General features: G+C 22.6%; 24 protein-coding genes and 1 pseudogene. 13 read left to right on the top strand and 12 right to left on the bottom strand.

Annotation, left to right across the window (positions count from 1 at the left end; translation table 4 throughout):
* The first annotated feature begins 79 nt into the window (after window positions 1-79).
* On the top strand, window positions 80-358 hold the full coding sequence (locus AACK89_RS07170) for a hypothetical protein (protein ID WP_338978300.1): 279 nt from the start codon (window positions 80-82) through the stop codon (window positions 356-358).
* Between the two features lie 12 nt (window positions 359-370).
* Here AACK89_RS07170 and AACK89_RS07165 read toward each other — a convergent pair whose 3' ends face one another.
* Together AACK89_RS07165 and AACK89_RS07160 are read right to left on the bottom strand one after the other, a co-directional pair.
* The gene (locus tag AACK89_RS07165; RefSeq protein WP_338978297.1) at window positions 371-1,285 is read right to left on the bottom strand and encodes an ABC transporter ATP-binding protein; all 915 of its coding nucleotides are present in this window, start codon (window positions 1,283-1,285) and stop codon (window positions 371-373) included.
* Between the two features lie 19 nt (window positions 1,286-1,304).
* Window positions 1,305-2,486 (bottom strand): hypothetical protein, encoded by a 1,182-nt coding sequence (locus tag AACK89_RS07160; RefSeq protein ID WP_338978294.1) that lies wholly within the window; start codon window positions 2,484-2,486, stop codon window positions 1,305-1,307.
* A 1,039-nt stretch (window positions 2,487-3,525) separates the two neighbouring features.
* Between AACK89_RS07160 and AACK89_RS07155 the strand changes: the two genes are divergently transcribed.
* Both AACK89_RS07155 and AACK89_RS07150 read left to right on the top strand, forming a co-directional pair.
* Window positions 3,526-5,130 (top strand): lipoprotein, encoded by a 1,605-nt coding sequence (locus tag AACK89_RS07155; protein ID WP_338978292.1) that lies wholly within the window; start codon window positions 3,526-3,528, stop codon window positions 5,128-5,130.
* Window positions 5,131-5,521: 391 nt separating this feature from the next.
* Window positions 5,522-6,190 (top strand): hypothetical protein, encoded by a 669-nt coding sequence (locus AACK89_RS07150; protein ID WP_338978290.1) that lies wholly within the window; start codon window positions 5,522-5,524, stop codon window positions 6,188-6,190.
* A 9-nt stretch (window positions 6,191-6,199) separates the two neighbouring features.
* Here the strand turns inward: AACK89_RS07150 and AACK89_RS07145 are convergent, their stop codons facing one another.
* The 7 genes and pseudogenes from AACK89_RS07145 to AACK89_RS07115 form a co-directional block, all read right to left on the bottom strand.
* Entirely contained in the window at window positions 6,200-7,129 is a 930-nt protein-coding gene (locus AACK89_RS07145; protein ID WP_338978288.1) for a hypothetical protein, read from the bottom strand.
* 171 nt (window positions 7,130-7,300) lie between these two features.
* The gene (locus AACK89_RS07140; RefSeq protein WP_338978286.1) at window positions 7,301-7,468 is read right to left on the bottom strand and encodes a hypothetical protein; all 168 of its coding nucleotides are present in this window, start codon (window positions 7,466-7,468) and stop codon (window positions 7,301-7,303) included.
* A gap of 275 nt (window positions 7,469-7,743) precedes the next feature.
* A complete protein-coding gene (locus AACK89_RS07135; protein ID WP_338978284.1) occupies window positions 7,744-7,956 on the bottom strand; it encodes a hypothetical protein in 213 nt (70 codons plus the stop codon).
* A 35-nt stretch (window positions 7,957-7,991) separates the two neighbouring features.
* The gene (locus AACK89_RS07130) at window positions 7,992-8,186 is read right to left on the bottom strand and encodes a hypothetical protein (protein WP_338978281.1); all 195 of its coding nucleotides are present in this window, start codon (window positions 8,184-8,186) and stop codon (window positions 7,992-7,994) included.
* Window positions 8,187-8,216: 30 nt separating this feature from the next.
* Window positions 8,217-9,315, bottom strand: a pseudogene (locus AACK89_RS07125) (IS3 family transposase).
* 124 nt (window positions 9,316-9,439) lie between these two features.
* Entirely contained in the window at window positions 9,440-9,565 is a 126-nt protein-coding gene (locus AACK89_RS07120) for a hypothetical protein (RefSeq protein WP_338978279.1), read from the bottom strand.
* Between the two features lie 360 nt (window positions 9,566-9,925).
* Entirely contained in the window at window positions 9,926-10,087 is a 162-nt protein-coding gene (locus AACK89_RS07115) for a hypothetical protein (protein ID WP_338974482.1), read from the bottom strand.
* 520 nt (window positions 10,088-10,607) lie between these two features.
* On the opposite strand from AACK89_RS07115, the gene AACK89_RS07110 reads away from it, so the two are divergent.
* The 8 genes from AACK89_RS07110 to AACK89_RS07075 all read left to right on the top strand — a co-directional run bounded on the left by AACK89_RS07110 (window position 10,608) and on the right by AACK89_RS07075 (window position 18,607).
* Window positions 10,608-11,726 carry a hypothetical protein gene (locus AACK89_RS07110; RefSeq protein ID WP_338978277.1) on the top strand — a complete coding sequence of 373 codons (1,119 nt, stop codon included), beginning with the start codon at window positions 10,608-10,610 and terminating at the stop codon, window positions 11,724-11,726.
* A gap of 2 nt (window positions 11,727-11,728) precedes the next feature.
* Window positions 11,729-13,423 (top strand): ATP-binding cassette domain-containing protein, encoded by a 1,695-nt coding sequence (locus tag AACK89_RS07105; RefSeq protein ID WP_338978275.1) that lies wholly within the window; start codon window positions 11,729-11,731, stop codon window positions 13,421-13,423.
* Between the two features lie 3 nt (window positions 13,424-13,426).
* Entirely contained in the window at window positions 13,427-14,629 is a 1,203-nt protein-coding gene (locus AACK89_RS07100) for an ABC transporter permease (RefSeq protein WP_338978274.1), read from the top strand.
* A 2-nt stretch (window positions 14,630-14,631) separates the two neighbouring features.
* Window positions 14,632-15,546, top strand: coding sequence for an ABC transporter permease subunit (locus tag AACK89_RS07095; protein WP_338978273.1), 915 nt, complete (start codon window positions 14,632-14,634; stop codon window positions 15,544-15,546).
* Window positions 15,547-15,658: 112 nt separating this feature from the next.
* Window positions 15,659-15,862, top strand: a complete 204-nt coding sequence (locus tag AACK89_RS07090; RefSeq protein ID WP_338961729.1) for a hypothetical protein — start codon at window positions 15,659-15,661, stop codon at window positions 15,860-15,862.
* Window positions 15,863-16,188: 326 nt separating this feature from the next.
* A complete protein-coding gene (gene rsmG / locus AACK89_RS07085) occupies window positions 16,189-16,884 on the top strand; it encodes a 16S rRNA (guanine(527)-N(7))-methyltransferase RsmG (RefSeq protein ID WP_338978272.1) in 696 nt (231 codons plus the stop codon).
* A gap of 78 nt (window positions 16,885-16,962) precedes the next feature.
* The gene (locus tag AACK89_RS07080) at window positions 16,963-17,727 is read left to right on the top strand and encodes a ParA family protein (protein WP_174480209.1); all 765 of its coding nucleotides are present in this window, start codon (window positions 16,963-16,965) and stop codon (window positions 17,725-17,727) included.
* On the top strand, window positions 17,720-18,607 hold the full coding sequence (locus AACK89_RS07075; RefSeq protein WP_281749040.1) for a ParB/RepB/Spo0J family partition protein: 888 nt from the start codon (window positions 17,720-17,722) through the stop codon (window positions 18,605-18,607). Before AACK89_RS07080 ends, AACK89_RS07075 begins: the two co-directional genes overlap by 8 nt.
* A gap of 62 nt (window positions 18,608-18,669) precedes the next feature.
* Here AACK89_RS07075 and AACK89_RS07070 read toward each other — a convergent pair whose 3' ends face one another.
* Window positions 18,670-18,837: a hypothetical protein gene (locus AACK89_RS07070; RefSeq protein ID WP_338978270.1), complete on the bottom strand. Its 168-nt coding sequence runs from the start codon at window positions 18,835-18,837 to the stop codon at window positions 18,670-18,672.
* A gap of 405 nt (window positions 18,838-19,242) precedes the next feature.
* On the opposite strand from AACK89_RS07070, the gene AACK89_RS07065 reads away from it, so the two are divergent.
* On the top strand, window positions 19,243-19,599 hold the full coding sequence (locus AACK89_RS07065) for a hypothetical protein (RefSeq protein ID WP_338978268.1): 357 nt from the start codon (window positions 19,243-19,245) through the stop codon (window positions 19,597-19,599).
* Between the two features lie 297 nt (window positions 19,600-19,896).
* Window positions 19,897-20,634 carry a hypothetical protein gene (locus AACK89_RS07060; RefSeq protein WP_338978267.1) on the top strand — a complete coding sequence of 246 codons (738 nt, stop codon included), beginning with the start codon at window positions 19,897-19,899 and terminating at the stop codon, window positions 20,632-20,634.
* A 238-nt stretch (window positions 20,635-20,872) separates the two neighbouring features.
* On the opposite strand, the gene AACK89_RS07055 is transcribed toward AACK89_RS07060, so the two are convergent.
* Both AACK89_RS07055 and AACK89_RS07050 read right to left on the bottom strand, forming a co-directional pair.
* Window positions 20,873-21,361, bottom strand: a complete 489-nt coding sequence (locus AACK89_RS07055) for a hypothetical protein (protein ID WP_338978265.1) — start codon at window positions 21,359-21,361, stop codon at window positions 20,873-20,875.
* A gap of 103 nt (window positions 21,362-21,464) precedes the next feature.
* Entirely contained in the window at window positions 21,465-22,271 is an 807-nt protein-coding gene (locus AACK89_RS07050; protein ID WP_338978262.1) for a recombinase RecT, read from the bottom strand.

The raw sequence follows: 22,271 nt of genomic DNA, 5'->3' as shown, positions 1-22,271 counted from the left end.
TGTGATGACCAAAAAAATTAAACAGTAATAAAAATTGTAAATCTGAAACAATGACACATATTTAAGGGGTGATAAATTTATGAATAATGAAAAACAAAAAGAGTATAAGAAAAAGTGATATCAAAAAAATAAAAAAAGAATACAAGAATATCAACAAAGACCTGAAGTGAAAGCAAAAAGGAAAATATATAATCAAAAATGATATCAAAAAAGGAAAAAAACAAAACAAGAATTACAATTTAATAATAATTATCAAAAAGAAGTAATGGTAAATGCAATCAACAAATTAGCTGATGAATATCCTCCTACTGCACATGTTTTAAGTGAAAATCAAAAAATTTGAAAATCTTATTTATAAAATAAAAATAAATTAAAAAAATGAATTGATAAAAAATAAATCTAATTCTTTTTCATGTAAATCATATATAACAATTTTCTTTTTACTCAAAATAAAATTAAGTTGTGATATATAATTTTTATCAATTAATTTAATTAAAATACTATCAGTATCTTTATTATATTTAAATTGAAAATTATATAAACTTAAAAGTGATGATGCTACAAGATTATTGCTTGTTTTTAAAACAAAAATTTTACCAACTCCAAATTTATCAATTGGCCCAGTATAAATTAATTTACCATATTCAATAATAGTACAATTATCAATAATATCTTTTGTTTCATCAATCATATGAGTTGTTAATAAAATAGTTTTTCCTTCTTTTTTTAAATCTTGTAAAACAGAAGTAAAAAATTTTCTTGATTCTGAATCTAAATTAGCTCCTGGTTCATCTAAAATAACTAGGTTTGGATCATGTGCTAGGGCAACAATCAACATAATTCTATTTTTCATTCCTGAAGAAAATGAATTTAAAGATTTATTACGTGATTCTCATAAACCAAAATTTTTTAATAATCTTTCTAAATTTACTAGTAATTTACTTTCTGAAATTATTGTTGTTTTACCTAAAAATTTCAAAAAATTATAAGCACTTAATCCCTGAGGAAAATTTTCTATATTCAAAGAATAGCCTAAACTATTTTTTGAAAAAGTTGTTCCCGCTTTATAGCCATTAATGGTAATTAATCCTTCGTAATTACTTTTTGGAATAGCACCAATAATTGATTTCAACAGTACTGATTTACCACTTCCTGAACGGCCAACTAAAGCATGAATAGTTCCTTCAAATACAGTAAAGCTAATATTATTCATGTGAAATTTCTTAAATTTTTTACTATAGTTTTGAACATTAATTAAAATTTTATTTTTATCATTTGTTGACATAAATACTCTCCTAACTAACTTATCCAATATTCTTTTTTAAGAAAAAACAAAATGATAAGAAAAATAAAACAATACACAACACACCGTAAAATATACTAACAATCAAATTATTTTGTATGCTTGTAGTATTATTAACATCAATTTTATATTCGCTATTTAAATGAAAAGTAAAATCAGGATAACTAAATAAAGTATTTTTTTGAACATTAAAATCAATACTTGATAAAGCTAATGGTTTAAATCAAAAATTACCATAACATCCCATATAATTTGTTCACATTTGGTTTCAATGCTCAATAAAATTAAAATAGTTAATCAAAGTATATAAATTCATATTATTTTTAAATGCAATAAAATTTTCATCATTTAAAACTTTTTCTGATTTAACTTGATAATAAATTCATATTTGATTATAAATGTAATCTTCCACAGTTCTTAATAAAATATAAATTGGATTAAAAAAAAGATTATCATATTTGTTACGTAATGGACTGCTAAATTTAACATAATATCCACCATCTTTAAAAGCTCTTGTTCAATCATCACTAGTTAATGTTTTTTTATTACTACCTTCCTCAACATAAGATTTAGCAAGATCATATTCTAACAAATCAGGTATTTTTGATTTTTGTAAATAACAAAAATTATTAATTTCAAATTCATTATTATAATCTTCATATAATTGTAATAAATCTTTTTGAGTATCGTTATTAGATTCTTCAATTTTTTGTTTTAATTCTTTTAAATTAATAAAGTATTTATTAAAAACTAAAACTATTTTAACTGTTTTGCCATTAAAATCATTATGTCCATTTCAAACATCAATTTTACCTTCCATTTCACCACTATTAAATGAACTATTTAAAAGAAATCCTTCTTTTTTATAAAAATCTTGTCTTTTACTAATAACTTCCTTTTTATTAATATTTTGTAATTCATCAATTGTTAAACTATTATAAAAATCAGCAATATCTTTAGTTAAATTAGGATAACGAATTAATCCCATTTTATAATATTTATTAAATAACATTGCTTCTTTAATTTGTTTAACCAAATAAGGTCCAACACCTTCTTTAAAAGAAATTGGTAAATTTTCTGTTTTATTTAATATCAAAGAAGAAGGCAAACCACCCAAAAGGAATAAACTACAAAAAATAACAAATATTAAAAAAACCTTTTCTGATGAAAAAAACGCTAACATAGCTACCGATCCATTAGTTACTAAAATTGAGAAAAAAAGTAAAAAAAGAAATAATTTTAAAATAATTAAAATATAAAATTTAATATATATTATTTTTAGAATTACTCCTATGATGCCTCCAAAAACTAATAAAGTAATAATATTAGATACGATAAAAAATAATGAAGATAAAAATAACACGAAATATTGTGAAAGGATAATTACTTTTCTTGAATATGGCCTTGTTAGTATTAGAAGAAAAGAATTATCTTCAAATTGTGTACCAAATAACTTAATAGAATTCATTAAAGCAAAAATAAAAAGAAAAATGCTATACAAAATCATAATATAATATTGAAAAATAATGAAAAAAGTATTTGAACTTAATTTCAAAGTAAAAAAAACAATAGATATTGTTAAAGATATAAATATTGATAAAATAAATAAAAAAACTGTAATAAAAGAATAATAAACCTTAATAAAAATAAACTCTAATAATTTACCTAAATTTGCTTTTTCAACCATACCTCTCTTAAATAACCTCTCAATGTATTAGTTTATAATATTTTTATTTAAAAAAACAATTTTATTAATTTAGAAACAACAATATATACTAGCAATTATATAATCAATATTAAGCATAATATGAAAAATTTCTTAGTAGAATTTTACTATGTTTTATATAATAAATCTTGTTTTAATAGTATTAAATACAGTAAATGTTAAATTTTAAAACTAGTTATTATTTTAAAAAATAAAATAAGTAAAAACATAAAAAAACTTATAAAAAATCACTAAATATGATACTATTGGTGTTTATTATAAAACTTTAAAACATAATATAAAAAATAATTTTAGAATAATATAAAATGAAGTAAATATATTCAACAATTTAAATATGTCTTTAATTTATTAAATTAAAAACATATTTTATCCAAGTTTGATTTTAATAATATTATGTTTTAAAACAAAAAATAATCATTTTTATTACTAATGTCAATAATAGTTGTATTGAATATATTTAATTATATAAAAAGATTTATTTATGGAGGTATAAATTATGAAAAAATTATTAAGTATTTTGGGGGCAATAATTTTAAGTACTACTGCTACTACAAATATTATTGCTTGTGGCGGAAATAATGATGAACCAATACCAGAAGAGCATGGTAAAGAACAGAGTGATACTGATTTATTAAAAATAGCAGAAGAAAAAGTTAACAGTTTATTTGGGGATCTAATAAAAGAGAAAAAAAATATTTTAAGACCAGATAACTTTGCTAGTTCTGGACAAGAACTATTAAATCAAATTAATAATATTCCTGATAATCAAGAAATTACTAATCAAGATTTAACTAAACATTTTTATGACGTAATTAAAGAAAACATTAGTAATTTTGGTTCTGAACTACGTAATGATTCTAATTTAAAATCATTATTTTCTGGTATTAATATTAATGAAATTTTAAAATTAAATACTGATAAATCAAAAATTACTAAAGTTGAATTTAATGAATGAAAAAATAATAATGCTTTTGGGATGGATGATTATAATAAAGAAAAGTATCAAATTGAATCTTGAAATATTCTAAAATCAAGCCTAAAATTTGATTTAAAATGAAAAGATTTTGATGGTAATACATTAGATCGTGAATTAAGTATAGATTTTTTTGATATAAACTTTATTAATCAAAATGCTAATACTGAAGGCGTAATTGAGAAAGTAGCAAGCAAAATTGAAGATAGTTTAAAAGATTATATTGTTGAAACTACTTTAGATTTAAAATGAAATATTTCAAAATGATGAAATAGTAATGAGTTAAAAGAAAACATTTTAGAAAAAATAAAAACAAAATTGGGAGCTAAGTTTATTGCTCGTGATCAAACGAAATTTCATAATTATCAATTGCCAAATAATAATAATAATTGAAGTGTCACTAAAGAAACACAAAATGATTTTCAAAGTATGGCACAAAAAGTATTTTTAAATCAATCAGGTTCTGATGTTAAATCAATTTTTACTAATAAAGCTAATTCATATGCACAAACCTTTGAAAATAAATTTGAAAATTGAAAATATAGAAACAAAATTATTTCAGATCTAGATAAAGTAAGTTTGTTTGGAGAATTTGAAATTAATAGTTGAACATATCATAATTTAACATTAGACCCTATTAAAATTCCTGTTGTCATCCGCGATACTATGTCAATACAAGATCGAATTAATAATACTGCTGATAAATTAGCCAAATTTTGTTCTAAAGATGGTATTTGAAACAATCGTCTTACTATCAGTAAGTTTGAAGGTGACTTTACAATGAAAATGAATAAAAATGATTTTAAAGATTACAAAAATAATAATTTTAGTGATACTTTAAAATATTTAAAAGATAAAACTACTGATTTAGCAAAAAAGAATCGTTTTTTTCAAAATAATGATTCACTAGAATTAATTAATTGTCATGAATTAGGGCAAAAAGGTCTTAGATGACAAAACACGCAATTAAATTCTAAATTAAAAAATAATAAATATATTATAGATAATTTGTCTTTAGGTACTGTTGATATTTGAATGTATTTTAATGGTTATGTTTTATCTTTAGCATATTCTTTTGCTCCAACTTATGCGGTAATAGAGGGTGATAATAATAATGTTTGAAGTTAATATAATAATTTAAAAAAAATTATTAAACCTTAAAGATAGATAATACAAAAATTAGTAGTTTTTTAATTGAAAAATTACTAATTTTATATATTAAATATTTTTTTAAAATGAAATCTTTTTTGATTTTAATTTTTAAAATTTAGCATAGATTGCATTTATGATGAACAAAAATAAAAATTGTAAATATGTTCAAATTTAAGAGATGATAAGTTATCAATAATGAAAATCAAAAAATTGAAAATCTTATTTATAAAATAAAAAATTATATAAAAAGTATTAATTATATTAACTATAATTAATATGTTGGTAACACAACATATTCATTAATTTTTAAATTTAAAAACAATTAATTATTAAATAAAATTGATTAAGTAAAGGAGTAGTGAGATTTATGAATAATTCAACAGAACAATCAAGAAATGAAACAACACGTTTATTAGGAGTAAATATGACAAATACAAGTTGTTTACAAAAAGATTTTGGTTGTTGTTGTATCACAATGTTATCATCAACATTACTTTCAACAATGGGCTTGGGTGTTGGTGCAATATATGGTTTAATAAAAAACAATGATGCTAGTAATGTCAATAGTGTCGGTGTAGGACTTTTTTTATTAGGTGCTATAACAGGTCTTAGATGTGGAGTTACAATTAGGAACTGGTTAATAAATAGAAATAATAATGAGCAACAAAATAATTTAAACATTGGTTATGATAATGAGGAATTTTTACAAGAAGTTACTATAATAGATAAAGATGCTAGGCCATTAGTAATTTCTTCAAATACAACAAAAACTAGTAAACTAGATAATGGTTTAATAAAGATTGAACAAACATTTCAAGTAGAAATTGAAAAAGATAATGAACAACAATTTCAAGATGGAATGAATGAATATTATGAGAATGAAATTGCAAGAAAAACAAATGATAAAGATTGCTCTTTAAAAAATAATATAGATCAAAAACCTGATTTTATACAAATTAAAGCAGAAATTCATAGTATTTCAACTAATTTAAATGATGAACCATCAACAAGTACCGCAGTCATATATCATTTATAAGTATTAACTCTAAGACATGCTATTGAAAAAACTACATTTATTTATTTTAGCATTAAAATATGAATCTCTACCAGCAGAATTATTTACAGAAACTTGTATATTTCAATAAATATTATGATCATCATGTCATATGTTAAAACTAAAATCAATATGTGTTCCTCAACCAGAACCATTTTTGGTATCAATAACTCCCGAAGAAAAACTATGGATGTTACTAGTAATATCAGTTGTGGCACCATTTAGTTTAGCGGTTACTGATTGGCCAGTAGATATTGAAATTTTGCAATATGAATCTTTATCGAAAGCAAATGTTGGATAGATTTTAGTAAAGTTATCTCAATTATGAGCATAATTAGCTCAGTCTGTTAAAATATATGTGCTAGAAATATAATTATTAAGTGATAAAAATCCAGAATATGAATCAGAATATGAATAATTTATATCATTTTTATCAATATTAGTATTAGTTCATGTATTATAATAAATTTCAATTAAATTATTATTATTATCAAAAATATAATTAATTGAATTATTTTTATCTGTTATTTTTATTGGAAGATTATATATGAAATTATAAATATTATTATTACTACTAATTAAATTAATAATTTTATTAGTTAAATCTTTATTAAAACTATCTTTGATACTTGTTTGACTCATAAAGTATGTTCCTAATTTGTCAGCTATTGTTTCATCAATTTGATTATTTTTTGTTGCTTTAGCAATATAGTATAGTCCTAATGTTTCATTTAAACTATCATTATATTCTACTTTATTACCACCAGTTTGATTAGAAATACTAATATGATTAGGTAAACTACCTAATTGCACATATTGTCAATCGTTATTATCACCATCAAAATAAGTTTTATTATATTCACTTTTACTATATTCATTATCTGTATTTTTAATAGTAGTTATTTTTTTATGACTATTCATTTCTTGTTTCGTATTTTCAATATTTAATTTTTGATCACTAGGAATAGTAACTTTGGTATTATAAACTAGGTTACCTGTTGTATCTACTAAGAAGACGTTTCTAGCATTGGTAAAAGTATAACTTTTTAATGCAGATGTATCATAACTATAAAATTTATGATCGGTTGTTGATTAATTAGTTATTATGTCATTATCATTTAAGTAACCATATTTATTATTGAATAGTGAAGTTGTATTATTTACATTGTTTTTTAATGAGTTATTAATATGATTAATATTGTTATTTCCTGTTAAAACTAAGATTGTTAAACTGCTTAAAGCTATTAAAAATTGTTTCATGGATATCACCTATTTATATAAAATGAATACTATTAGTAGTATTATAGTATAATAATAGCACTTATTAATATAAAACAAAATTAAATAAATATTAAGAAATAAAGATGATTTTTATCTTATAATTTTTTAAAATGACATCCATTTGGATGTCATTTTAAAAAATTATTATTTATTTACTATCATTTAATCTTACTATATTTATTGTAAAAAGTATTAAACACTACCAATAAAAAGGCAAAACTTCTCAAATTAAGTAGTTTTGTAATATTTAAAATTTACATTTGTGCTGATTTACTACTAGAACTTTGATTTTCATTTGTTGTTGATTGATTTATTTTTGCTTTATTTTTTTCAAGGTCAAGAGCATTAGCAACTTTTTCTCGTCTTTCCTTTTCGTTTTTTTCTCCTCACACTTTATTTGTTTCTTTTGCTTCTTTGTTGTACTTATCTTTATCAGCTTGACTTCATTCGTTATATGATCTTCACATATTTATAATCTCCTTTATTTGTTCTTGAATATTTTTTATCATAAAAATATTCAATAAAAGTATATATTTTTATTTTCAATATCTTTATTTAATCCGACTGTCTCAGAAACGGGCAATCCTTGGCTTAATCACATTGATGGTAATTGGTGTTCTAATTGTTTTTCTTTTTTGTATATTTCTTCTTCTAATTGAATTTTTTCTTCTTCTCAAATACTTTGTTGGAATGGCAACCCTTTTTAGGACTATTTTTTGGTAGACATTTATTTTTGATAATTAACTGGAGTTAAGTAGTTTAAAGTGCTGTGAATTCTTATGTTGTTATATCAGTTGATGTAATCAAATAATTCTAATTTTAATTGGATTAATGATGTAAAATTTTTATCATTAATAAATTCAATTTTGAAAGTTTTAAAAGTTGCTTCAGCAACAGTGTTATCATAAGGACAACCTTTTTTGCTTAAAGAGCGATTAATATTGAATGCTAGTAAAAGTTTATCAATAATTTTATTATTAAATTCATTACCGCGATCACTATGAAATATTTGAATATCTTTTAAACAACGATTTGAGTGCATAAATGCTTGATGTACTAATGATACATCTTTTTTAGTACCTACACTATGTCCAATAATTTAGCGGTTAAATAGGTCAATTAATAGGCAAATATAGTTTCATTTACCATTAACTTGAACATAAGTTAAATCACTAACAATAACTTCATTTTTAAGCCTATTATTAAAGTTTCTATTAACGATATTGGTTATTTGACTATCGTTGACTTTATTATGATGATTTTTGAATGATAATTTAGTGTATTTTGATATTAAATTATGTTTATTCATAATTTCTTTAATTTTTCTGCGTGACAAATAAATATTCTTTTCTTTTAGAACAACTTTTAATCTTCTTGTTCCATAAACTTCTTTATTTTCTTTAAAAGCACTAATAACAGCTTCATCATAAATATTATTTTGTTTTTTTCTTTTTCCTTTAAATTAAAATAATATGTTGATTTAGAAAGTTTTAAAAAACGACACATTGTGCGAATTTTATATTTAACTTTATTTTTAGCAATAATTTCTATTTTCTGCCTATTATTAGTGCTGCTTGCTTTAAAATATCATTTTCCATTCGTAACTGTTTTAATTCTTTTCTTAATTTAATTAATTCATTTTCTTCAATAGAACGATTATCTTTAGTTTTAAAACTGCCTGAATTAGTAAATTGCTTAATTCAATTGTAAGTAGCTGCTCTTGTAACATTGTACTCTTTAGCAAGACAAGACACTGACTTACCGCTTTGATATAAAGCTACTATTTGTTTTTTAAATTCATCGGTATATGAGTTAATATTGGCCATAATTATAGTTCCTTTCTTTTAACTAATTTGTTCACTTGTCTACGTAATTAGTGTCCAATAAAGTGTAACCTATCCATTGCTTCTAATTTGTTCTCTTGTAATATTTTTATTTTCTTTTAGACTATTATTTTTTAGTTTTTCATTTTCTTCAATTAGTTTTCTTTTTTTTAAAATTTCTTTTTTTATATTTTCTTGTTGTTGTTCAAGTTCTTGTTTTTCTTTTTTTTGATCTTGAAGCTGATTTTTTCAAAATAAAATATCTTTATATTCATCTAAAATTGTTACAGCATTATATTTAAAATTGTCGAAGTTAATATTGTTTTCTTTTTCTTGTTTTAATGACTCGATTTTACTTTTAATTTTTTCTAATTCTTTTTTTATTTCTTCAATTAATAAAATATCATTTTGTGTTTGTGATATTTCTTCTGTATTTGAAATTGAAGTTGATGCTGGTGATACATAATTTTTGAATTTTGTTCATACTGTTCATATATCATTATTTGTTTCTTCTTTATTTTCACTATCTGTTGAAATAATAGAAACTGTCTCTGAATTTTCTATATGACTTTTTGATGGGTTATCATTAATTATTACATCTGTTAATTGATTATTAGTATCATTTTTTACTGAATTTAAATGTTAAGCCACCATGTCTTTCTTTTTTTCTTCCTTTTTTATTTTTAAATGTAGAATTTGATTGGTTTAAAATATCTTTAATGTCTTGCTGTGCTGTTATTTTTTGAAATATTTCTGATTTATTTTTGTCTGCCATTTTAATGCCTCCTTTTAACAAAAAATCCATTTACTTTCCTATAAAAGTAATTGGTTAAAATTTATATATACTATATAACGGTTGTATATTATCAAATTTTATGTATTTTACAATTAATTAAGTTTTTATTAAAAATAAATTTAAAGTATGTAAAATTTATATAAATAAGTTAAAGTTAATAGTAAATGATTTATTTTTTTGTTTTTTAAAATCATTGAAAAATTAGAGTTTCAAATGAATGATCTAGCAAAAGATATAAATAAGAACGTAAATGGGACTAAAAATAAAATTAAAATTCCTCATCATTACATTTTAGAAATAACAAAAGAAAATAACTTTGAAAATAATAACAAACCAAATATTACTATTAATAAAATTAATTGTCATAAATCCTTTTTATTTATATTCTTTATTATTTTTTTAATAAACTGTTTAATTAATTTGCAATAAATTGATTGTTTGATATTAAACTAAGATTTCTTGTATAATTATAAATAAGTATTATTAGTAGGTGGTTTTTATGTTTCGACGTTTTCTATTATTTACTATAATTTTGCCAACAATAACTACTATTAGTAGTAGTATTTATGCTTGTACTTGAAATTTACAACCAACAGTTTTATTAATAACAAGTTATCAACAAGCACAAAATCAAAACATTTATGACCCACTTGTTTATCAAAAGTTACAAACTTTTTATGGTAAAGATCATGTAGTAACATTGTTTAGTTCTCAAGATGATAATTATTATGCATTAATGTTGAGAAACTTTTTATCTACATATAATATCAAAAAAGTTTATATTTTAAATCCTAGTTTTCAAAAGTATATTCCACATCATAGTGAAACTAGTAGTTATTCTACTAAAAACTTAATTAGAGTATTACAACAATTTCAGAATGTTAAATTTTATTTTTTTAATAATATTATTGCTGATACGGTTAAAGTCACTAATAATATTTATGATATTAGATATAATATTGATAACGTAACTAGTAGCCATTTAAATTATGGCAGTAAAATTGCTGAACATTTTGTTGAAAATGTTCAGGATGGAATAATAAATAAAAAATATAACTTTGATGTTGATGACAACGGTAAATTGATAGTTAGAATTGGTATTATTAATAATATTGGCATTGATTATGATCAAACTATTTTGAATCAATTTGCTGAGATAATTAATGGTATTGATAATCCAAAAATTACATATAAAATTATTTATGCTAATCCTCATGATAGTTTTGTAACAAGTAATATTTATAGTGCTGATAGTGTTGCCGGTGTTGGTCAGATTGCCCAATCATTATATGAGACACATGGTGTTAATTTTATTATTAATACTAATTATTGATATAACAGTATTATTGCCTATACTGCTAGGTTAATATCTTCACGTCCAACCTATAGTAAAACTATTAGTTTTGTTGGATCGAATATTATTAATAATAATGACTATGTTTATGATAATATTAATTATTTAGCTTTTGGTTTTATGCCTGATTTGGAAATTATTGATGAAACATTTAAAGAAGAGATTAATCCTAATTTTAAAATTATACCTAGTGCTTCAGAAAGTAAAATCAAAACTTATGGTGTTAATAACATTGATTTTACTAATCAGTATGGAGATATATAATTATGGAAAAAACAATATTGAAGTTACAAAAAATTAGTAAATATTATGATACTCGTGTTATATTTGAAAATGTTAATTTAGAAATAACACAAGAAATTCATGCCATTGTTGGTAATAATAGCGTTGGTAAATCAACATTAATTAGAATGCTTGCTGGTTTTGAACAACCTTCTAAAGGAAAAATTGTTATTAATAGTTTAAGAAAAGGATGTTATTTTCCTCGTGATCCTAGTGAAATGCTTTATTTTAGAATGGCTTATGCTGGTCAAGATGATTTTTTCTTAGACAATCTTACTGTTAAACAAAATATTATACTTGGTAATGAACCAACTATTGCTAAAATTTTTCCTAATTGAAAAGAAGCTGAATTTAAAATTAATAATTTAATGGAAAAATATAAAATTAAGCTTAATTTAAATAAGAGAGTATCAACACTTGCGATTGAAGAATTAAAAAAATTATCTTTACTTCGTGCTTTATTCAAAGAACCTAAAATATTGTTGTTAGATGAACCAACTGTTGGTTTATCTGATAGTCAAAAAGTAGAGTTTTGAATGATTTTTAAAACATTTCGTAATGAAGAAATAACGGTCCTTTTCACAACTAGAGATGAAGAATTTGCTAAAATGGTTGCTAACCGAGTATCTTGAATTGAAAACTTAAATATTGGTAAAACAAAAGTAATGAAATTAGAAGAAAATACTAAATTGTTTACAACTAATTATTGAGGTAAGATTTTTAATTATAAAAAACCAAAATCGATAAATTCAGTACCAATGCTTTATATTGATAATCTTTCTTTGAATAAACCCAATATTTCAAATTTTCATAAAATTGAATTTGCAATTCGCCCTGGTGAAATATATGGTATTTATGATTATGAAAACCTTTATAGCGAGGTTTTACTTGAAAGTATAGTACGTATGATTAAAACGCAAACAGGACGCATTTTTTTTCAAGAACAAGAAGTAACTTATTTTAAACCGCAAGAAATTAGTAATTTAGGAATTGATTGAATATCTGGACATTATAGTAATACTGCTATAATTCCTGATGCCACTTTATTTGAAAATTTTACCTTTTGAAATTATAATAAAGAAAAATATGTAACTAAATCCGGAGTTGTCAAAACAGCCGTTGTTAATAAAAAGGTACGAGAAATTATTAAAAAATATCAAATATTTAACGATAATAATATTTTTATTAAAATTAATAAATTATCAAAAGGAGAAATGCAGAAATTTGTATTAGCAAGAAGTATTGAAGAGCAACCACAATTATTAATTTTATCTAATCCATTTTCTGATTTAGATGAAAATTCTTCGTTATTAATTATTAAAAAGATAATAGAGTTACGCGAAAGTGGTTCAAGTATTTTAATTATTGATACTGATCCGTACTTATTACAATTATTGTGTCAACGAGTAGCAGTTATTTATCACAAACAATTTGTTTGTAAATTGGAAAATAAAAATGTTAAAGTTGAAATAATGAACAATTCAGCACTATGGAATGATTATCCTATTACAAATGAAATAATTGTTAAAACTGATAAAATGTATCAATTGCCACAAACAAAGTGAAGTTTGAAAAAGAAAAAAATAATTAGAACAATTAATTATTTGAAAAGACCATTTGTCAAAATTACTAGTTGAATTAATAAAAAAATGGAAAATATTAGGTCAAGGTTGGGTTAAAAGATGTTGGAAAATATTAAAAAATGAAATTTTTGATTAGTGGGTGCATTATTATTACTAATAACTCTATTTTTTGTTAGTTTATTAATGTTATGTTTACAAGTTAATCCATTATCATTTTGGAAAACTATTTTTATTAATCCTTTAACTAATTTAGTAAGTTTTAGTAATTTAATTGAAACATATAGTGTATTAATATTAACAGGATTAGCAGTAGCTATTACTTTTAAGTATCGTATTTATAACTTTGGAGTTAGTGGTCAAATGTTATTTAGTGCTATGATAACATATGTATTGGCAGTAGCTATTTATAAAAGTGGTGGTTATAGTCAATGAATTACTCCTTTTCTTTTATTAATTGCAGTTTTAATTGGTGCTTTAGCTGGTTTAATTATTGCAATTTTAAAAACTTATTTTAAAATTCATGAAATTATTAGCACTATTTTATTTAATTTTATTGCTTGAGAAGGATATAAAGGTTTAATAGCCAGTAATGTTTATCATAACTTAAAAATTCCAACACAAATTACTAATCTTAGATTTTCATTAATTAGTGGACCTTTTAGCATTAGTAATTTATTTTCTGCTGGTATTATTATTGCTATTATTGTCTTATTAATCGCAATTATTATTTTTAATAATCGCACTCTTGGTTTTAAATTAAATGCAATTGCTAAAAACCCCGTTGCTGCAAAATATGCCAGATTAAATCCCCAATATCAGGGTTTAATAATTTTATCAATTTCAGGAGCGATAGCAGGAATTGCTGGTTATCTTTATTTTTTAGGAGTTAATAATAATTTACCTTCGCTTTCTGCTCCAATTCAAGAAGGATTTTATGGGGTAGTAGTAGCTGCTTTAGCGGGATATACGCCAGGAGTTATTTTATTTTCATCATTTTTTATGAGTTTATTTATTAGTCCTATTAAAAATAATGCTTTTATGTATTTGAAAAATCCAGAAATTGCAATAATAGTATTATCAATAACCATTTACATTATTGGTATTTATCCTTTTATTTGGCATTACTTAACTCATTCTATTGCTATTAAAGAATATTTAATAAGACTAAAAAAGAAGTTAATATGAAAAAAAGAATTAATTAAGGATGAACAACAAAATGTTAAAATTGTTAATGTTGAATCAAAATCTTCAAAAATTTTTAAAAAAAATAAAATATTTAAAAGGAAAAGGAGAAAAAAATAATTATGTTACTCTCATTTTCAACAATTTTAGTTAATACATTATTATTTGCTTGTCCATTATTGTTGTTATGTACAGGTGGAATTTTAAATACTAGAGCAGGAATTGTTAATTTTGGTTTTGATGGTATTATGTGTACTGGTGCTGCCACATATTGTATAATTGTTTCACAATTAAAAAATAATTTGGGTGGTGGAGTTGCAATTTTGGCATTTTTTATCATTATTATCATTGGAATTGTATTTGGCTTAATTCATAGTTTAGCAACCTTATTGTTTAGAACTAATCAATTTTTAGTATCAATGGTTATTAATTACTTTGGTTATGGATTAGCAGTAATTTTACCATTAACATTTACTGGAGAAATAAATTATTCATTAGCAAGTATTTATATTTATCAATTTTCTTGAATTGCAATTTTGGTAACCTTTTTAGCAATTTATATTTTTGCAGCTATTTTATTTTTGACTAAGCTTGGATTATACATTAGAGGAATTGGTGAGAATCCAACCGCAGTAGCTTTAAATTATATTCATGTTCGTCGTTCTCGATTTTATATTTCGCTATTTTCTAGTTCTTTAGCTTGTTTTTCAGGTGCTTTATTTGTTTATGTACTTCCAAGTACTTTTATTTATAGTAATAATTTTGCTGGTATTGGTTTTTTGGCAATTGCTTTATGAATGATGGCACACAGTAGATTTTTTTTAACTTCTATTATTTGTTTTATTTTTTCTTTTTTATATCAGTATATAAATGCTTCACAAACATTTATAGTTATTAGTAATAATATTCCAAGTTGATTATGGGGTATGTTTCCATATTTAATAGCATTAGTATCATTAATGATTTTTCGTCCTAATACAGAATTGGTAAAAAGTTGAGCGCAACCTTATGTTAAAGCAGGTAGAAAATGACAATAAAATTATATGCTAGCAATATTTTAAAACCTTTATCAAGTTTAATAAATTAAGTTTTTATTTTTATTGTGTATAATAAATTTATTAAACAATGAAAAAAGGGGAAATTTAAATTATGGTAAAAAACTTAAATGACAGTTTTGAGAAATTGGCTGAACAGAACAATGAGAGTTTAGAAAAAAATATTAAAAAAATAAAAACATTTAAAAATAATGAGAAGAAAATAATTAATAAAATTTCTAATATTAACTATCAAAAAATTAATGATGATGAAGAAATAAGTTTTAAATCTAAAAAAAATAAGTGTATAGTAATGTAAATTAGATTAAAACATTTATTTTTTAGAGGCTTTTTAATAATCTGTGTATCTTTGTTTTACAAAGTTACTAATTTAGATTAATTCTGTCTTCAAATTTTATCATAAAATGAGCAATTGCTGTATTTCAATTTTGAATAGGCAATGTTCATTTTTTTTGTTATATTTTCAATTGCCAAGTTATGTGATAAAATTTCAAGCATATACTAAAAAAACATTATAATTAAATATAAAATTATAATTAAATTATATTTAATTATTTAAAGCATTATATTTATAGTCTACTTTAAATAAAGTATTTTATTAAAAGATTGATTTAGGAGTAAGCAATGAATAAAGATTGAACTATAGGTTTAACTAATTTAACTTTAACACCAATAATGGAACAACAATTAAGTCGGTATTATAAAATTTTAATTGCTGAAAATAAAAAATATAACTTAACAACAATTATTGAAGAAGTAGAAGTTTATTATAAACATTTCTATGATGCTCTTTTAATTAGTAATAACATCACTTTGGATGATCAAAATATTTGTGATGTTGGTAGTGGTGCTGGTATACCAGGAATAATTTTAAAAATTTGTTTTCCCAAATTACAATTAACCATTATTGAATCAAATACAAAGAAATGTCAATTTCTAAAAACAGTAATTACTGAATTAAACTTAGAAAACGTTTATATAATTAATCAAAGAGCAGAAGCATTTGCTCATCAATATCGTGAAACATTTGATATTGTAACAGCAAGAGCATTAGCACCGCTAAATATTTTAAGTGAATTATGTTTAGGATTAGTAAAAGTTGAAAGATTATTTATTGCCTATAAGGGTCTTAAAGTTGAAGAAGAACTTGCGTTGGCACAAAATAGTATTAACACAATGGGTGCAAAGTTAATTAATCAATTTACTGTTCAATTACCAAACAACTATGGTCAAAGAACAATCCTTCATTTTCAAAAATATAAATTATGTGCTTTAAAATATCCAAGACCTTATCAACAAATTAAAAGTAAACCTTTGTAAATAATATTAATTAAAATTAGTGTTAAACTTAATTAGTAGGATAAAATATTAGTCTATTAATTTAGAAAGGTAATTATTATGGGCAAAATTATTGCAATTGCTAATCAAAAAGGTGGAGTTGGAAAAACAACTACTGCTACTAATCTTGCTGCAGGTTTAGGTATAAAAAATAAAAAAGTGTTACTTATTGATTTGGATCCACAAGGTAGTGCTACTATTTCAATGGGTTTTGCTGCTGATAAAGTTGAACAAGATATATATGATGTTTTAGTACATGATGTTCCATTGGAAAAAGTCATTAAAACTGAAGTTTGTCAAGGAGTAGATTTATTACCATCGACCATTTCTTTGGCGGGAGCCGAAATATTTTTATTAGAGCAATCTCGTAATAAAAGAAATATTTTATTAGAAAAATTAGAACCCGTAAAGGAAGTATATGATTTTATTATTATTGACTGTCCGCCTAGTTTAGGATTAGTTAATCGTAATGCTTTAGCTTCAGCTAATTCAGTTATTATTCCGTTACAAGCTGAGTTTTATGCATTAGGTGGTTTGGTACAATTATTATCTACTATTCGTTTAGTACAACAATTATTTAATCCCAATTTAGAAATTGAAGGCATTTTATTAACTATGGTTAATATTAGAACAACTTCTTCTGTTGAAGTTATCAAAGAAATTCAAAAAAATTTTAGAGAAAAAGTTTATAAAAATTATATTCCAAGAAATGTAACCCTAAGTGAAGCACCAAGTCATGGTAAAAATATTTTTAGTTATCGGCCACGTTGCAGTGGTGCTATTGCTTATCAAAGTTTAGTGAACGAGGTGTTAAATAATGTCTAATGATAAAAAAAATCGTATTTCTGCTAAAGGTTTAGCATCAATTTTTGGTGAAGGTTTAAATGATTTGATAACTAACATTGAAAGTTCACCAGAAATTGCTAAAACTTTTTCACAAACTATTTCTCTTGCTAAAATTATTCCTAATCCATATCAACCACGTGTAGTATTTAATGAACAAGAAATTAAAGAACTAAGTGATTCAATTAAAATTCATGGTTTAATTCAACCAATTATTGTTAAAAAAACGATAACAGATGGTGTTTTTCAATTAGTTGCTGGTGAACGTAGAACTAAAGCTGCAAAATTAGCAGGTTTAACAGAGATCTCTGCAGTAACTATTGAAGTAACAGATCAACAATTAATGGAATTTGCTTTGATTGAAAATATTCAACGTGTTGATTTGAATGCTTTTGAAGAAGCACAGGCATATCAAACTTTAATTAGTAAAATGAAATGAACTCAAGAACAACTCTCACAAAAAGTTAATAAATCACGTAGTCACATTGCTAATACTTTACGAATTTTGCAATTGCCAGTAGAGATTTTACAAATGCTTCAACGCAATGAATTAACAATGGGTCATGTTAAACCATTATTAAGTTTAGGTACTAATCTTAATTTAATGGTAACTATTGCTAAAAGGGCATATAGTGAACAATGAAGTGTTCGTAAGGTTGAAGATGTTATTAAGATGCAACAATTAAGTTTAAATCAAAAACAAAATGTTAATAAAAAGTTAGATCTTCATTTAGTAGCATTAGAAAATACTTTATCAAGAACTTTAGATACTAAAGTAAAAATCAATAAAAAACAACTAATCATCAATTATAGTAATCACAAAGAATTAAATCGAATTTTAGAATTTTTAAAATTAATATAAATTTAAAATGAGTATAAATGTTTTAAAGCATTTATACTCATTTTTTATTTTGTAAATTTATTTTATGTTATTTCTCTAAAAGGAAATATTAATCCTCAATTAGTATAGATAATTAAGTTTGTAATAAAAACAAATAAGATAGACAAACCAATTGCAATTTTACTTATACCTAGTATGATTAATGATTTTTTTGATATATCATGAGGATAAGTTAAAAGTTTCTTTTCCATATTTTCCTCCTAAAAGTTATATTTATTTTTAAGCCTTACTTATTTATAATTATATACTATTGTAAAAGTTTTTATCATTATATTTGATGTTATAATGTTATTTAAAAAACATTGAAAGGAAAATTAAATATGCCAGAAAAAGATAAGAATACGTTATTTAAACGTATTATTTTTAGAAAATATAAAGATGAAATTAATTGAGTAAAAATGATTAATTATTTGTTTAAATAAAGAAAAATTTTTGAAGAAGATGTAGCAATTTTAACCAAGTTATTTAATGAAAAAAATAATGATTGATTAAAAAAGTTTAATATTTCTGAGGAAGATGCAGTAATTTTAACTAAATTATTTAATCAAAAAATTAATAATTGATTAGAAAAAGAACAAATTTCTGAAGACAATGTATTGGATTTAACTGATTTGTTTAATGAAAAAATGAATATAAATGATGAAACTACTAAAGTTATTGAAATTACTAAGTTACTTAAAAAGGCAGAAGATTTAAATAGGATACATGAAATATTAGATGAACTTCCTCCACGTTATTTTTCTGTTGATAACTGAGAAGATACTGATGAAGAAGATATTGAAAATGAAAGTAAAATAATGATTGCAGAAAATAGCAGTTTAAATAAAGAAGAAACTGTATCTATTTCTAATAGTCAAAAAGCATTTTCTAAACAAGATATTATCGATAGTGGTATATGCTTAGATGATAGTTTATCTACTTCTGAATTAGTGAGATCATTTACTGTTATTTAATTGTAATAGTATTAATATAAATAAATTAAAAAAACTAATTATACTAAAATTAGTAATTAAATTAAATATTAAAGATATTGAAATAGTTTTTAATTGTATTTTTTTTAAAAATATGTATAATCCTAAATATTAAAAGTTAATTTCTTTTAATATTATTTAATTTTAAAAGGTTATAATATACCAACTTGATTTGAAAATCAAGGTGGTATTTTTTGTTTTAAATATTTGAAATAACAATAATGAAATTATTATATTAATATTAAATTTAATAAAAAACAAAAAATAGGGAGGAAAATAATGCCAAACACATTTAATTTTAACAACATAACAAAAGGTCAACAATTAAAAATTTTTTTTAATAATAATAAAACATTATTTTTTAAGACAGAGAATGCTTCGCAAGGTACAAGATTTGTCGTATTTGGTGAAACATTGGAAGGAGAAAAAGTATTAATTCCTGCTTTTACTGCCGCAGAATTGGATACTAAATATAGTTATGTTGATGATAAATCACAACGGACTAACAATTTTATCGATTGAAAAAGTGAAACTAGATTTGGAAGAGTCATTTCTCGTTTTCTAGATGTAGAAGAAATTTATTTATTAAATGCTAAAGGTCAGTTAAGAAAATATAATGATACTTTTCATGATACTGTTTGTTTTCAAAGAAGTAATTTTTATGTGTCTAATGAAACCACTTACAATTTTGAAGATTTAAATTTGTTTTCTTTAAAAAAGAAAGTTTCCAATATTTTATTAGAACATAATAGAGGAACATTACCAATGACCGAAAATGTTTCTCTTATTAAACAAGCAGCAGAAAAAATTGGCGTTTCTTCAACAGCGAGTTCTGTTAAATTATTAACAATGGTAGGAAAATTAAAGTTATTTATACAAAAAATTAATCAATTGCATGAAGTAATAAACGTTTCTGCTTATTCGCAAGAGACAAATATTAATGTTGATGATATCACCTCATTAATTTCCCAAACAGAATTATTAAATAATTTGGGAGCGTACCGATGTTGTCAATAATATTCAAATTTGTCTTTAAATTATAAGATTAGACGAGAATAATTTAGACTTCAATATGCAATTGTATGTTAATCTTAACACTTGTAAAATATTAGTCGGAAATGTTTAGTAATCTGTGTAACTCACTCTTTCTAGTCATTTAATTATATTTACTAGAATTAATTAAACATAGTTATTTTTGTAAGTTACACAGATTACTAAACATTTCCTATTTTTTTTAATTTAAAATTCATAAACATTACTTATTCTCCTTATTTAAATAATATCAACCAATTAATAAACTATCTGCTTCATCATGATTTGATATTGTTATATTTCAACCTTGTTCTTGAATTACTTGATTTGCTAATTTTAATGACAATTCTTTATCTCATTTTTTATCTTTTGCATATCAAAATATTTTTACATATCATTTTTTTCATTCACTTGGACTAATTAACATATTTTTTGTTAATAATTTATTAAATTGACCAGCAATAAAACCACGTAAATGTTCTTGAGTTTCATAACCAATACCATTTTTACTATGAAAAGTACCACGTTCAATAATTAAATTTATATCTTCATCTCTTGTTCTCTGAAAAAATATTTCACCTTGAAAATCAATAAAATCTAATTTTTTATTATTAAAACTATAACTTCTAATTCATATTGGTTTTTTATTTTCTCATAAAGTAAATCCAGTATTTTTAATACTTGGGTCAATTGAAAGTAAATAATTATTCATTATTTATTTCTCCTTATTTTTATTTAAATTAATAACTAATATTTCTAAACAATTCATACATCAATAATTTGTTAATCAAATTCTTTTATTACAATATTTACATTTATTCATTTTTAAATAATAAATTATCTAATTTATTAATATTTTCTTCTAATTGTTGAAAATTTGTATTATTTTCTATTTCTATATTATTATTTGGATTATCAACATATATTTTTTCATTTTCAGTAATAATTGCTTGGTCACTTTCATATGCAATTTGCATTTCAGTACTCATAATTCCCCATTTTCTTAATAATTGAGTTAATACAGTTTTTAATGCCATACTATCAAAATCACTAACAATAAATTCTTTATTTTTTGCATAAGTTTTTGAATATTTTAAAAAATGTTTTTCAATTTGTTCTTTTGACATATATAAAGTTTTTTCAAAACCATTTACTAATTGAAAATATGCTACATAACCAATAATAGGTTGTTTCAATCTTTCTAAATCATCTTGTATTCAATTAAATTCAATTCCCTTAAGTCTATCTACTTTTTTAATTTCTGTTAATCTAACATCACTTACATTGATTTCTTTATATTGTTGTGAACGTAATGCTAATTGAATATAACCTTTATATCCCATTTGAAATTGAGCATTATTTACTTTTGTGTTATTATCTCAATAAGGTACAATATAACAATAACCAAAATTCTTTTCTAAAGGTAAATTCAATAATACTGCTTGATAACAACTATTAATAATTGTTTCTGGATATGCTTTATCTAAACCATATTGATTTGAAATTGCTAATACATTACTTTTAAATTTTTGTATTTCTAAATTATTAATAATACCTTTTTGTCTAATAAATTTTTCTACATTACCATTATGAATATTTTTAACTAATAATTCATTTGCCAT

The organism is Spiroplasma endosymbiont of Panzeria rudis (genome assembly GCF_964019705.1).
Classification (GTDB): Bacteria; Bacillota_I; Bacilli_A; order Mycoplasmatales; family VBWQ01; genus Spiroplasma_E; species Spiroplasma_E ixodetis_A.
The sequence above is the reverse complement of the archived record's forward strand: the minus strand, read 5'-3'. Positions and strand labels throughout refer to the sequence as shown.